Annotated in this window: 14 protein-coding genes; 4 read left to right on the top strand and 10 right to left on the bottom strand. The window is 70.2% G+C overall.

What is annotated here, in order from left to right; all coding sequences use genetic code 11:
- Positions 1-24: 24 nt before the first annotated feature.
- Positions 25-420: a response regulator gene (locus GC203_RS15565; protein WP_293456298.1), complete on the top strand. Its 396-nt coding sequence runs from the start codon at positions 25-27 to the stop codon at positions 418-420.
- 246 nt (positions 421-666) lie between these two features.
- Here the strand turns inward: GC203_RS15565 and hemN are convergent, their stop codons facing one another.
- From hemN to ccoN, 9 genes are read right to left on the bottom strand one after another with little or no spacing between them, the layout of a single operon-like run.
- Complete coding sequence (gene hemN / locus GC203_RS15560; RefSeq protein WP_293456295.1) at positions 667-2,058, bottom strand: oxygen-independent coproporphyrinogen III oxidase; 1,392 nt, start codon at positions 2,056-2,058, stop codon at positions 667-669.
- Between the two features lie 44 nt (positions 2,059-2,102).
- On the bottom strand, positions 2,103-2,261 hold the full coding sequence (gene ccoS / locus GC203_RS15555) for a cbb3-type cytochrome oxidase assembly protein CcoS (RefSeq protein WP_293456292.1): 159 nt from the start codon (positions 2,259-2,261) through the stop codon (positions 2,103-2,105).
- Positions 2,258-4,438, bottom strand: a complete 2,181-nt coding sequence (locus tag GC203_RS15550; RefSeq protein ID WP_293456290.1) for a heavy metal translocating P-type ATPase — start codon at positions 4,436-4,438, stop codon at positions 2,258-2,260. Before GC203_RS15550 ends, ccoS begins: the two co-directional genes overlap by 4 nt.
- The gene (locus GC203_RS15545; RefSeq protein ID WP_293456287.1) at positions 4,429-4,923 is read right to left on the bottom strand and encodes a FixH family protein; all 495 of its coding nucleotides are present in this window, start codon (positions 4,921-4,923) and stop codon (positions 4,429-4,431) included. Before GC203_RS15545 ends, GC203_RS15550 begins: the two co-directional genes overlap by 10 nt.
- Entirely contained in the window at positions 4,920-6,413 is a 1,494-nt protein-coding gene (gene ccoG, locus GC203_RS15540; RefSeq protein WP_293456284.1) for a cytochrome c oxidase accessory protein CcoG, read from the bottom strand. The genes GC203_RS15545 and ccoG overlap by 4 nt, the downstream gene beginning before the upstream one ends.
- The gene (ccoP, locus tag GC203_RS15535) at positions 6,410-7,339 is read right to left on the bottom strand and encodes a cytochrome-c oxidase, cbb3-type subunit III (protein ID WP_293456281.1); all 930 of its coding nucleotides are present in this window, start codon (positions 7,337-7,339) and stop codon (positions 6,410-6,412) included. The genes ccoG and ccoP overlap by 4 nt, the downstream gene beginning before the upstream one ends.
- Positions 7,332-7,505, bottom strand: coding sequence for a cbb3-type cytochrome c oxidase subunit 3 (locus tag GC203_RS15530; RefSeq protein WP_293456278.1), 174 nt, complete (start codon positions 7,503-7,505; stop codon positions 7,332-7,334). Before GC203_RS15530 ends, ccoP begins: the two co-directional genes overlap by 8 nt.
- Positions 7,502-8,239, bottom strand: a complete 738-nt coding sequence (ccoO, locus tag GC203_RS15525; protein WP_293456276.1) for a cytochrome-c oxidase, cbb3-type subunit II — start codon at positions 8,237-8,239, stop codon at positions 7,502-7,504. The genes GC203_RS15530 and ccoO overlap by 4 nt, the downstream gene beginning before the upstream one ends.
- Before the next feature lie 11 nt (positions 8,240-8,250).
- Entirely contained in the window at positions 8,251-9,771 is a 1,521-nt protein-coding gene (gene ccoN, locus GC203_RS15520; RefSeq protein ID WP_293456321.1) for a cytochrome-c oxidase, cbb3-type subunit I, read from the bottom strand.
- A 267-nt stretch (positions 9,772-10,038) separates the two neighbouring features.
- Here ccoN and GC203_RS15515 point away from each other — a divergent pair, with 267 nt between their 5' ends.
- From GC203_RS15515 to GC203_RS15505, 3 genes are all read left to right on the top strand, one after another.
- Complete coding sequence (locus GC203_RS15515; protein ID WP_293456273.1) at positions 10,039-10,296, top strand: hypothetical protein; 258 nt, start codon at positions 10,039-10,041, stop codon at positions 10,294-10,296.
- The gene (locus GC203_RS15510; protein ID WP_293456271.1) at positions 10,260-10,718 is read left to right on the top strand and encodes a hypothetical protein; all 459 of its coding nucleotides are present in this window, start codon (positions 10,260-10,262) and stop codon (positions 10,716-10,718) included. Before GC203_RS15515 ends, GC203_RS15510 begins: the two co-directional genes overlap by 37 nt.
- 104 nt (positions 10,719-10,822) lie before the next feature.
- Positions 10,823-11,470: an OmpW family outer membrane protein gene (locus GC203_RS15505; protein WP_293456268.1), complete on the top strand. Its 648-nt coding sequence runs from the start codon at positions 10,823-10,825 to the stop codon at positions 11,468-11,470.
- 179 nt (positions 11,471-11,649) lie between these two features.
- Here GC203_RS15505 and GC203_RS15500 read toward each other — a convergent pair whose 3' ends face one another.
- Positions 11,650-13,227 (bottom strand): MBL fold metallo-hydrolase, encoded by a 1,578-nt coding sequence (locus GC203_RS15500; protein WP_293456265.1) that lies wholly within the window; start codon positions 13,225-13,227, stop codon positions 11,650-11,652.

Below are 13,227 nucleotides of genomic sequence, written 5' to 3'. Positions count from 1 at the left end.
GGCGGTTCCGCGCTAGCAAGCGGCATGGCGCAGGCGTCCGATCCGTCGCTCCCTCCGCGGGTGATCATCGTCGAGGACGATACGGCGCTCAGCGGCGCGCTACAGTTCTCGCTGGAGCTTGAAGGTTTCAGCGTCGAGTTGTGCGGGTCGGGTGAGGATCTGCTAGCGCTCGATCTGCCTCTTCGCCGCGCGTGCCTGGTGATCGATCAGGGGTTGCCCGGCCTCGCGGGCATCGAAGCCCTTACCCGGCTCCGGCGGCGGGGCGTCAGCCTGCCGGCGATCATCATCACCACGCACCCCGAGGATCAGCTGAGGCGGGCGGCCTATCGCGCACACGCCTCTGTCGTCGAAAAGCCGCTGCTGGGTGACGGCCTGATCTCGGAGATCAAGGGTCTGCTCGCCGACCGGCGGGGCGGCTGAGGCGCACGCAACGACCAGCGCGGCCTGGCGCGAGGCCAAAAGAAAGCGCGCCGGACCCGTCGTCCGGCGCGGTCAGATCGCTTGCGGGGGCGCGCGCTAGTTGCGCAGCCAGGCGTAGCCGAGCGCCGCGATGAACACGGCGTAGCCGGCCAGCACGAGCATGAGGAAGGGCGTCATCGGGCGTCTCCAGGTTTTCAGGCAGGTTTGCAGGGCGCGTCCTGCGTCGCTTTGATCGGCGTCAATGGCTCAAAGGCTGCGCGAGTGGCGGCCCGCCTCGGGATCGAAGTAGGCGTCGAAGACGGCGCAGATCGAACGGATCACCAGCCGACCGTCGCCCACCACCTGGAGGCGCCGGCCCTCGATCCGGGCCAGGCCGTCGGCGACGAACGGCGAGAGCCGCGCCATCGCGCCATCGAGCTCGCCGGGGTCGCGCCCATGCCGGGCCGCCACCGCGCCGACGTCGACGGCCAGGTCGCACATCAGCCGTTCTATGATCTCGCCGCGCAGGCGGTCGTCGTCGGTGAAGGCGACGCCGCGCGCCACCGGCAGCCGGCCCTCGCGCACGGCGGTGCGCCAGGCCAGTTCCTGGGCGGCGTTCTGGACGAAGCCCTGCGGCAGGCGCCCGATCGCCGAGGCGCCCAGGCCCAGCAGGGTCTCGGCCGCATCGGTCGTATAGCCCTGGAAATTGCGGTGTAGACGCCCTCCCGAGGCCGCCTGCGCCAGCTCGTCGCCCGGCCGGGCGAAGTGGTCGAGGCCGACCCGCACATAGCCGGCCGCCACCAGATGCTCGGCTGCGGTCTCGGCCTGGTCCAGCCGCGCCGCGGGGCCCGGCAGCGCGTCCTCCTCGATGAGCTGCTGGTTGGCCTTCATCCACGGCACGTGCGCATAGCCGAACAGGGCGATCCGTTCGGGCGCGAGCCGCAGGATGGAGTCCAGCGTGGCCAGGGTGTTGGTCGTCGTCTGGTGCGGCAGTCCGTACATCAGGTCGACGTTGATCGAGCGCACGCCCACTTCGCGCAGCCAGCCTACGGCCTGCTCGACCTGCTGCTCGGTCTCGCTGCGGTTCACCGCCGCCTGCACCCGCGCGTCCAGGTTCTGCACGCCCAGGCTCGCACGCGTCAGCCCGTGTCCGGCCGCGGCCTGCACCCAGTCGCGGGTCAGGCGCGCCGGGTCGATCTCGACGGAGACCTCCCGGTCGGGCGTCAGCCTGAAGACCCGGCCGAGCCCGTCGAACAGGGCGTCCATGTCGTCGGCCGACAGCATGTTGGGCGAACCGCCGCCCAGGTGGATGGCGTTGGCCGCGAGCCGGGCCGGCAGCGCCTCGCCCAGCATTTCGGCCTCCCGCACCAGCAGGCCCACATAGTCCGAGATCGGCTCGGGCCGGTTCATCGCCCGCGTGTTGCAGCCGCAGTACCAGCAGATCCGCGCGCAGAACGGGATGTGGGCGTAGAGCGAAACCGGCGTGTCGGCGGGCAGCGCCGCGAGCCAGCCGCGGTAGGCGGCCTGATCCACCGCCGGTGTGAACTGCACCGCCGTCGGATAGCTGGTGTAGCGGGGCGAGCGCCCGTCGTAGCGGGCGATGAGATTGGCCAGGGCTTGGGCGTGCGCCCGGGCGGCGGGGGCTTCGGCGATCGTCATGCCCCTCTGATCGCGCGGGCGGGCCGCGCGCGCCGTGATCGAAATCAAGCCGCCGGCCGGTCCTCGGGATCGTCCATCAGGATTCGCTCCGCGTCGCCCACGGGATCCTCGTACTGGTTGTTCCGCAGGCTCCACCAGAACGCGCCGACGGCGATCAGCCCCAGGCCCAGCGAAAGCGGCGCGAGGAACAGCAGGACGGTCATCGACGGCCCCCCGTCCGGAAGGCGTTCAGCGTGACCGTCAGCGACGATCCCGACATGGCCAGCGCGGCCACGAACGGATTGACGAAGCCCAGCATGGCGGCGGGCGCGGCCACGGCGTTGTAGAGCGCGGCGAAGCCGAAGTTCTCCAGCGCGCGGCGGCGGGCGCTGCGGGCCACGTCGATGGCCTCCACAACGGCCATCAAGCCCTCGCCGGAGAACACCAGGTCGGCGGCGTTCTGCGCGGCCTCCAGCGCCGTGCCGGGGGCCATGGCGCAGTGGGCCTTGGCCAGGGCCGCGGCGTCGTTCAGGCCGTCGCCGACCATCAGCACCTTCTGTCCGGCGGCGGTCTGGGCGTCGACGGCGGCCGACTTGTCCTGCGGCCAGCAGCCGGCGCGCCAGGCCTCGATCCCGACCGCGGCGGCGGTGCGGGCCACCGGCTCGGCCGCGTCGCCGGAGATGATCTCCACGGTCAGGCCGCGGGCCTTCAGCGCCGCCACGGCCTCGGCGGCGTCGGCGCGGAGCTGGTCCGAGAACCGGAAGCAGGTCTGGCTGCGGTCGCCGTCCAGGAAGCCGAACCACAGCTCGGTCTCCTTCGCGTCGGCGGTGGGGTCGGCGCCCACGAACGCCGCGCGGCCCAGGCGGGCGGGCCGGCCGCCGACCAGCCCCTCGACGCCTTCGCCCACCACTTCGCGCACGTCGTCCGCCATCGGGCCGTCGCCGGCGGCGTCGGCCAGGGCGCGCGCCAGCGGATGGCGCGACGCGCGCGCCAGCGGGGCTGCGGCGATCACCCGCGCCGGGTCGGCGTCGAGCAGGCGCGGGCGGCCTTCGGTGAGCACGCCGGTCTTGTCGAAGATCACGTGGTCGACTTCGGCCAGGCGCTCGAGCGCGGCGCCCGACTTCACCAGCACGCCTCGGCGGAACAGGCGCGCCGAGGCGGCGATCTGCACCGCCGGCACGGCCAGCCCCAGGGCGCACGGGCAGGTCACGATCAGCACCGCCACCGCCCGGATCAGCGCCTCGCGCGGGCCCAGGCCCAGCGCCCAGCCGCCGGCGAAGGTGGCCGCGGCCAGGGTATGCACCACCGGCACGTAGATGGCGGCCGCCTTGTCGGCGAGGCGGACGTACTTCGACTTCGACACCGCGCCGGCCTCGACCAGCCGGGCGATGGCGCTGACCGCCGAATCCTCGGCCGCGGCGAGGGCGCGCAGCTGCAAGGCGCCCAGCAGGTTCAGCGCGCCGGCGCGCACCACCGCCCCCGGCCGCACGGCCACGGGCGCCGCCTCGCCGGTCAGCAGGCTGTTGTCGAGATCGGAGGTCCCGGCCTCGACGGTGGCGTCCACGGGCGCGCGTTCGCCCGGGCGCACCAGGACGAGGTCGCCCGGCCGCACCTCGGAGACGGGCACGGCGCGCTGGGCCCCATCGGGCTGGACGACGGTGGCGGGGACGGCCTGGAGGGCCAGGAGGTTGTCGGCGGCGCTGCGGGCCCGGGCGCGAAGCTGGTGGTCCAGCCAGCGGCCGATCAGCAGCAGGAAGAGCAGCGAGACGGCGGCGTCGAAATAGGCGTCCCGGCCACGCAGGATCGTCTCGGAGACGCTGATGCCCAGGGTCAGCAGGACGCCCAGGCTGATCGGCACGTCCATGTTGGCGCGCCCGACCCGGAGCGACCGCCAGGCCGAGCGGAAGAAGGGCATGCCGGCGAAGAGCGCGCAGGGCGCGCCCACCGCCCCCGACAGCCACATCATCACCGTGCGGGTCGCGGGGCCGAGTTCCTGGCCGAACAGCCCCGCCCACAGCGGCACCGAGAACATCATGGTGTTCATCGCGCCGAACGCGGCCACCGCCATGGCCAGGACGAGCTGGCGGCCCTCGCGGTCGTAGGCCTCGCGGGCCTGGCCGGGATCGTACGGCGTCGCCGAATAGCCCAGGCGGTCCAGCAGGTTCACCACAGCGCCGGGATCGGCCGAGCCCGAGCGGAACGTCACCGTCAGCCGGTGGCTCGTCAGGTTCAGCCGAGCGGCGGCTACGTCGGGGCGGTCCTTCAGGGCTCCCTCGATCTTCGCCAGGCAGCCGGCGCAGCGCGCGCCGGGGATCAGCAGGTCGATCCGCGCCGCCTCTCCCTCGGGCTTGAGGAAGGCGCGGAGATCGCGGGCGGGAGAGGCCTCGTAGGCTAGGGCCACGTCAGTCTCCGCTCCAGCAGGAAGTCGTCGCCCGACGGGTCCTTGGCCTCGGCCGTCAGGTCCCAGGCGCCGGACAGCTGGCCGACCGTGGCTTCGTAGCGCCCCGGCGCGGTCTCGACGAAGCGCGGCGTGATGCGGCCCGTCTCGGTCGCCGGCCGTTCCATCTTCGCGGTGAGCGTCAGGCCCCGCACCGGCGCGTCGGCCCGGTCGCGGAACTCGACCAGCACCTTGTTCGTCCCGAGGGGACCGGCCGCGGCGCGCCATCCCAGCTGCCTCTGTTCCTCCAGCTGGGTGATCCGCTGGTTGTAGAGCAGGCCGTCCTCGTAGGGCGTCACCGACACCTCGCCGGGGTGGGTGCGCAGCGCCATGTACGCGAACGTGCCGTCCACGGCGAAGATCACGGCGAAGAAGGCGGAAATCCCGGCCAGGACGTGCCAGCCGGTCAGCCGGAAGCCACGGGGACGTTCGGGATGGACAGCGCTCATTGCGGGTTCGCGGCTCCGGACAGGAAGACGGTGCGCGTCTGGGTCTTGGCGTGGTCGCTGTGGACGTCGAACACCGCGGGCATGCTGGACTGGGTCAGGGCGTCGGGCGGCGCGGTGACGAAGACCCGGACGGCCTCCACCTCGTTGGCCGGAACCGTGACCCGGATCGACGCGCCCGCCGGCTCGCCGGGCATGCGCAGGGTCGCGCCGGGAACGCCCGAGAAGGTGACTTCCACCGGCATGGGCTCGAAGCTGCGGTTGGCGATCTTCAGGGTGTAGGCGTTGCGGATCGCCCCGTCGTGCAGCCGCACGAAGGTCGGATTGCGGTCGCGCAGCGCGTGCAGGGTCAGCTCGCTGCGGTTCAGGAAGCCCCAGAGCATCAGGGCGGAAACGACCGTCAGCGCCACCGCGTAGTAGGCGGTCCGCGCCCGCAGGAAGTGGTAGCGCGGCGGCTGGCCGGCCTCGCGGGCGGCGACGGCGGCGTCGGTGTCGTAGGCGATCAGCCCCTTGGGCCGTTCGACCCGCGCCATGATCTCGTCGCAGGCGTCGATGCACAGGGCGCAGTTGATGCACTCCAGCTGCCCGCCGTCGCGGATGTCGATGCCCATCGGACAGGCGGTGACGCAGGCGTTGCAGTCGATGCAGTCGCCGCGGCCCTCCCAGCTCTGGCCCTTCTTGTGCGGCCCGCGCGGTTCGCCGCGGTTGTAGCGATAGGTCACCTGCAGGGCGTGCTCGTCGAGCATCGCGCCCTGGATCCGCGGCCAGGGGCACATGTAGGTGCAGACCTGTTCGCGCATGTGGCCGGCGAAGATGTAGGTGGTCGCCGTCAGCACGAAGCACGAGATGTACGACGTCATCGGCGCCTTGCCGGTCCAGAACTCCACGAACAGCGTCGGCGCGTCACGGAAATAGAAGATCCAGGCGCCGCCGGTGCCGAACGCGACAGCCAGCCAGACGAGGTGCTTGCCGGTCTTGCGCCACAGCTTGTCGAACGACCACGGCGCGGCGTCGAGGCGCATGCGCGCGTTGCGATCGCCCTCGAACAGCCGCTCGACGTGGATGTAGAGGTCGGTCCAGACCGTCTGCGGGCAGGTGTAGCCGCACCACAGCCGCCCGAACAGCGACGTCACCAGGAACAACGCCAGCGCCGCCATCACCAGCAGGCCGGTGATGAAATAGACCTCCTGGGGCCAGAGCTGGATCCAGAAGAAGTAGAAGCGGCGGCCCTCGAAATCCACCAGCACCGCCTGGTCGGGCAGGGAGCCCGGCCGATCCCAGCGGATCCAGGGCGTCACGTAGTAGACCGTCAGCGTGGCGATCAGGATCGCCCACTTGATGGTCCGCCACTTGCCGTGGACCAGCTTGGGATAGATCGGCGTCCGCGGCTTGTAGAGGCTCTTGCCCGCGTCGCCTTTCTGGCGCGCGTGCTCGGCGGCCGACTCGGGGCCGGCCGCCGCACCCTTGGGCCGCTTGTCGATGACGACGGTCATTTGCCGCTTACGGCTCCGGCTGAGGGCCTGGAGACGGCCGCCGCCGCGGGTTCGGCGTCGCCGCCCGCATTGGCGTGGACATAGACCGCCAGCGCCTTGATCGTCTCGGGCGAGAAGCGCGCCTCCCACGTCGGCATGACGCCGTTGCGGCCATTCCAGATCTGATCGTGGATCGTCTGGCGGTCGGAGCCATAGAGCCACTCCGCGTCCGTCAGGTTCGGCGCGCCAGGCTTGGCGCCGCCGGTCCCGTCGGGTCCGTGGCAGGCCGAGCACTGGTCGGCGAAGGTCTGGGCGGCGCGCGCCACCGCGGCCCGATCGGCCTTGCGATGGGAAAGCGCCATCACGTACTCGGTCAGGTCGTTGATCTGGGCGTCGGTCAGCAGCTGATCGCGCCCGAACGCGGGCATGATGGTGTCGCCGCCGCGCGCGCCGGGGTGGCCGGAACGCACGCCCACGGTGATCGTGTGCTGGATGTCCTCCAGCGTGCCGCCCCACAGCCAGACGTCGTCACGCAGGTTGGGATAGCCCTTGCCGCCGCCGCCGCCCGCGCCGTGGCAGGTGGCGCAGTTGTCGCCGAAGACCGAGGCGCCGACCTGCATGGCGTAGGTCTGCAGCTGCGGATCGGATTCGATCTGTTCCAGCGACGCGGACTTCAGCTTCACCAGGCCGGCGCCGCGGATCGATTCCAGCTTGGCGAGCTCGCCGGTGACCGCGGCGCGGTCGGACTTGCCGAGCATGCCGTGGGTGTAGCCGGTGATCCCCGGCCAGGCCGGCATCAGCACCCAGTAGACGATCGCGAAGGCGATCGAGCCGTAGAACACCCACAGCCACCAGCGCGGCAGGGGGGTGTCGAGCTCCTTGATCCCGTCCCACTCGTGGCCGGTGGTCTCGGTGCCCGTGTGTTGATCGCGTTCGCGCTCAGACATGGTCGCTCTCGTCCTTCTCGAGCGGCAGATGGGCGAGGCGGTCGAACGCCTCCTTGTGCCGGGGCCAGAGCGCGTAGATCAGGCCGGCTGCGAAGATCAGGCCGAAGTAGATGGTGCCGCCCTGCTGGGCGAACCGGGCCAGGGTTTCGTAGGAGAGGCCGTTCATCGCAGGTTCTCCGGGTCTTCGGCCTTGTAGGTGCGGAAGTCGACCATGGTGCCGAGCACCTGGAGGTAGGCGATCAGGGCGTCCATCTCGCTGATCCTCTCGGGGTTGCCGTCGAAGTCGCGCTGGTTGACCCGCGGGCCGTAGCGCTTCTTCAGGTCGGAGGTCTCACCCGCGAAGGGATCCACCTGCATTTCCAGGTCGGCCTTGGCGTTGGCGATCTCGTTCTTGCTGTACGGAACGCCCACCGCCTTCAGCGTCTTCAGGCGCTGTTCGATGTTGCGGTAGTCGAGGTCCTTCTCCGCCAGGAACCGGTAGGGCGGCATGTTGGACTCGGGCACCACCGAGCGCGGGTTGGTCAGGTGGTCGACGTGCCAGTTGTCGGAGTACTTGCCCCCGACGCGCGCCAGGTCGGGCCCCGTCCGCTTCGACCCCCATTGGAAGGGGTGGTCGTACATGCTCTCGGCCGCCAGGCTGTAGTGGCCGTAGCGCTCAACCTCGTCGCGCAGCGGGCGGATCATCTGCGAGTGGCAGACGTAGCAGCCTTCACGGACGTAGATGTCGCGGCCCGCCTGTTCGAGCGGCGTGTAGGGGCGCACCCCGTCCACCTTCTCGATCGTGCTCTCCAGGTAGAAGAGGGGGCTGATCTCGACCAGGCCGCCGATCGACACCACGATGATGATGCCGATCAGCAGGACGAGCGAATGGCGCTCGAACTTCTCGTGTTTCTTCCACATGACGGTGCGCCTCACTCAGCCGCCGCGAGTTGCGGGGCGGCAGGGGCGCCCATCGCCTGCGAGCCCGCCGGAGCGGTCCCGGGCATGCGGACGGTGCGCCACAGGTTGTAGGACATGATGGCCGCGCCGGAGAGGTACATGAGGCCCCCGACCGTGCGGATGATGTTCTCGACGTGCTTGGCCGCGACCGTCTCGACGAAGGCGTTGGCCAGGTAGCCCTGCGGCGTGTACTCGCGCCACATCAGGCCTTCCATGATGCCCGACACCCACATCGCGGCGATGTAGAGCAGGATGCCCGTCGTCGCGATCCAGAAGTGCCACTCGATCAGCGTGTTCGAGTAGATGCGCTCCTTCTTCCAGAGCCAGGGGACCATGCAGTACATCGCGCCGAAGCTGATGAAGCCGACCCAGCCCAGGGCGCCGGAGTGCACGTGGCCGATGGTCCAGTCGGTGTAGTGGCTGAGGGCGTTGACCGCCCGGATGCTCATCAGCGGGCCCTCGAAGGTGGACATGCCGTAGAAGGCGATGGCCACCACCATCATGCGGACCACCGGGTCGGTGCGCAGCTTGTCCCACGCCCCCGACAGGGTCATCAGGCCGTTGATCATGCCGCCCCAGGACGGCATCCAGAGCATGATCGAGAAGGTCATGCCCAGCGTCTGGGCCCACTGCGGCAGGGCCGTGTAGTGCAGGTGGTGGGGACCGGCCCAGATGTAGATGAAGATCAGCGACCAGAAGTGGACGATCGACAGGCGGTACGAATAGACCGGCCGTTCGACCCGCTTCGGCACGAAGTAGTACATCATGCCCAGGAAGCCGGCGGTCAGGAAGAAACCCACCGCGTTGTGGCCGTACCACCATTGGGTCAGAGCGTCCTGCACGCCCGCGAAGGCCGAGTAGCTCTTGGTTTCGAGCAGGCCGACCGGCAGGGCGGCGTTGTTCACCAGGTGCAGGATCGCGATGGTGACGATGAAGGCCAGGTAGAACCAGTTGGCCACGTAGATGTGGGGTTCCTTGCGCTTCCAGATCGTGCCCAGGAAGACGAGCAGGTAGGCGACCCAGACGATGGTCAGCCACACGTCCACGTACCACTCGGGTTCGGCGTATTCGCGGCTCTGCGTGATGCCCGCGAGATAGCCGGTGGCGGCCAGGACGATGAAGAGCTGGTAGCCCCAGAACACGAACCACGGCCAGACGCCGCCGGCCAGCCGCGCCTTGCAGGTGCGCTGGACGACGTAGAAGGAGGTCGCGATCAGGGCGTTGCCCCCGAACGCAAAGATCACCGCCGAGGTGTGCAGCGGTCGCAGGCGGCCGAAATTCAGGAACGGCAGGTCGGCGTTGTAGAAGATGTTGGGCCAGCTGAGCTGCGCGGCCGCCAGGGCGCCCGCGGCGAGGCCTGCGATCGCCCAGAACATGGTGGCGATGACCCCCGCCCGGATCACGCCGTCGGCGTAGCGGGTGGGATCCGATTTGAGCTTTCCGGACGCCATGCCCACCGAGATCGCGAAGAACGCGACCGTGAAGGCGGCCATCAGGACATAGCTGTGAAACCGGAACAGCGGGTCCGGCGTGAACGCCGCAGCCAGCATCGACGCCAATGCGGCGACGCCGGTGAAGACGTAGAGTAGAACGGCGTCGAACGGCGCGTCGTCCGACGGTGCGACAGCCTGTGACATGAATCCCCAGCTCGCTTTTGAGACGGCCGAGGTCATGCCGCAGCGCGAAAGGCGTCACCTTGACATGCGTCAACGACGATTGCGGCCAGAAGGCGCATCTCTTTCACGTTCAAGGAGAAGTCCATGCGTGAGCGCGCTGCGTCGGGTGAAGACGCATTCCTGCGTATCGGAGCGAGTCTGTTGGGGGCGGTTCTCCTGCTGTCCGCAGCGCTCGCGGCCGACCTCGCGCGCGAGCACATGGCCGCCCTTGGCGCGATTTGCGGCGCCGGTCCTCATCCCCATTGTGGCTGGTGTTACGCGGCGGCGAGCCTCGTCCTGGCGGGGCTCGCCGCTTTCGCCGTCGCGTGGCGGCCGGCTCCGCCGCCGCTCCGCGCGCGCTGACCGCCGCGCGCGGCCAGGAGACCGCCGTGCCCCTGCCGGCCGTCGCCCGCGCCGTCTTGGTCTGGCTGCTCCTCATGCTCGCCGAGAGCGCTCAGGGTGCGTTGCGCCGCGCGCTGCTCGGCCCCGAGGTCGAGCGCTTCGTGCGCCAGTTCTCGGTGCTGACCGGCGTCCTCGTGATCTTCGCCATCACCTGGCTGCTGCGGCGCTGGCTCCGTCCGCCCAGCGTCGCTGCGGCGCTCGGCGTGGGGGCGCTGTGGGTCGCCATGACCGTCGTCTTCGAGGTGGCGCTCGGCCGGATGCTGGGCCTGGGCTGGCGCGATATCGCCGCCGACTACAACCTCGCCCGCGGCGGCCTCATGCCGCTCGGCCTGCTCGCCATGGGCCTGACGCCCTGGGCCGTGAGCGCCCTGTCGGCTCGTTGAACGCCATACAAATTTAAACGTTCGTTTTGCGGCAGATCAAGGCCGCGCTTGGGGCGTGGGACCAGGGTGCCTTCGCGGCGTTCGCCGCCGAGAAGGGGATAGAAATGAAGACCAAGATGATGGCGCTGCCGCTGATGGCCGCGCTGGCTGTCGCCGGGGTCGCCCAGGCGCAGGATTTCAAGCCGAAGGCCGCCGGGACCAAGGTCGTCGACCTGCGCATCACCCAGGTCGCGCCGAGCGGCACCGACCCGATCACCACCCTGGCCGGCGCGTCCACCGGGCTGCGCGCCGACGTGAACTACGACGTCATGCCGACCCTGGGCCTGACCTACTTCTTCACTGATCACGTGGCGGTCGAGGTGATCGCCGGGACGACCAAGCACACCGTCAAGGCCAAGGGTCCGGGGACCGACATCAAGGTCAAGGAAACCTGGGTCCTGCCGCCGATCGTCTCGCTGCAGTATCACTTCGCGCCGGATCAGCGGATCAGCCCCTACGTGGGCGCCGGCGTGAACTACATGCTGTTCTACAGCGGCTCGGACAAGAACGGGTTCAACCTGAAGCTCGACGACGGGTTCGGCCTGGCCGCCCAGGCGGGCGTCGACATCGCCACCGGCGGGCCCTGGAGCCTGAACCTCGACGTGAAGAAGGTCGCCTTCAAGACCGACGCCGTCGACAAGACCAACGGGATCAAGTCCAAGGTCCACCTGGATCCGTGGGTGGTCTCGGCGGGCTTCGGCTACCGCTTCTAGAACGCGCTGGGAGGCGTTACGCGGGGCGCGGACTTAGGTCCGCGCCCCGTCGCATGTCCGGGACCTGGGCGCCAGCGTCCGGGTTGATGGCTTGATCGACCGACCCTCGCCGTCATGGCCCGGGCAAGCCGGGCCATGACGGCCTGAAATGTCTTCAAGCTATCGAGCGGGTCTTCAACCTAGGCCAGCGACTTCGACAGGCGCGCGAGCAGGGCTTCCCGCTCGGCGTCGCTCGGCAGGGCGTCGAGCCTGGCTTCGAGGTCGAGCAGCAGTTGGGCGCGGGCGTTGTGCCAGTCGGTCCGGGCCGCGGCGCCGGGCTTGAGGCGGCTCGCGCCGGCCTGCGCCACCACCGTGTCGTGATCGAGCGCGAAGCGGTCGTCCAGGGACGGGATGATGATCTGCTCGGCGGCGAAGCCGTCGCCCGCCAGCCGGGCGCGCATCGCCTCCTGCCCCTCGGGCTCTCCATGCACCAGGAACAGCTTGCCCGACACAGGCGCGCGCGCCTTCGCCCAGGCCTCGAGGCCGGCGGCGTCGGCGTGGGCGGAATAGACGTCGAGCGAGCGGATGCGCGCGCGGACCGAGATGTGGTCGCCCTGGATTCGCACCATGCTGGCGCCGTCCGACAGCAGGCGGCCCAGCGTGCCGGCGGCCTGGAAGCCGGTCAGCAGCACGGTCGCGTCGCGCCGCCAGAGCAGCCGCTTGAGGTGCTTCCGCACCCGGCCCGCGTCGCACATGCCGCTGGCCGCCATGATGATGTGCCAGCCCGAGAGCCGCTCCAGGCGGTCGCTTTCCCAGGGCTCGCGCAGGAACTGGAGGCGGCCGGCCGAGCGCAGCCGCTCGAACGGATTGGCCCCGCGCGCCTTGCTCCAGCCCCGCCGGCGGAACACCTCGGTGGCCTCGATGGCCAGCGGCGAGTCGAGGAAGATGTCGGTCTGCGGGACCTCGCCCTCGTCCATCAGGATCTGGATGTCGGCCAGCAGCTCCTGCGAGCGCTCCACCGCGAAGGCCGGGATCAGCAGAGGGCCGCCGGCGCGGTGGGCGTCGCGCAACTCCTGCGCCAGCATCCGCCGCCGCGTCGCCGGGTCGATCAGCGTCCGCGCGCGGGCGCCGTAGGTCGACTCCATGATCAGGTGGTCGACGCCCGACGGCCCCTCGGGATCGGGCTGGAACTCGCGTCCCCCCGGGCCGAGGTCGCCCGAGAACAGCAGGCTCACCGGCTTATCTCCGGCCTCGACGCGCACCTCGATCGAGGCCGATCCGAGGATGTGGCCAGCCTCCCAGTAGACCGCCGTGACGCCCGGCGCCACGCGGACTTCCCGGCCCAGCTTGGCGGTCTTGAAGAGCTCGATCGTGCGCTCGGCGTCGCGCGCGGTGTAGATCGGCTCCACCGGCGGGCGGCCGCGGCGCTCGTTGCGGCGGTTGAGCTGGCGGACCTCGCTTTCCTGGATGTCGCCCGCGTCGGGCAGCATGACGGCGCAGAGGTCGGCCGTGCCGGCGGTGGCGTGGATCGGCCCCTTGAATCCCGCGCGCATCAGCTTGGGCAGCAGCCCGGAATGGTCGATGTGGGCGTGGGTCAGAAGGACGGCGTCTATTTCGACCGGATCGAAGGGGAACCGCTCGTAGTTGAGGGCCTTCAGGGTCTTGGAGCCCTGGAACATGCCGCAGTCCACGAGCACGTTGCCCCGGTCGGTCCGCAGCTGGGCGCATGATCCCGTTACGCAGCCGGCCGCGCCGTGGAACGTCAGGTCGAATGTCAC

Source organism: Phenylobacterium sp., from assembly GCF_016124325.1.
In the GTDB taxonomy this organism is placed as follows: domain Bacteria; phylum Pseudomonadota; class Alphaproteobacteria; order Caulobacterales; family Caulobacteraceae; genus Phenylobacterium.
This window is presented reverse-complemented; position numbering and strand designations above follow the sequence as displayed.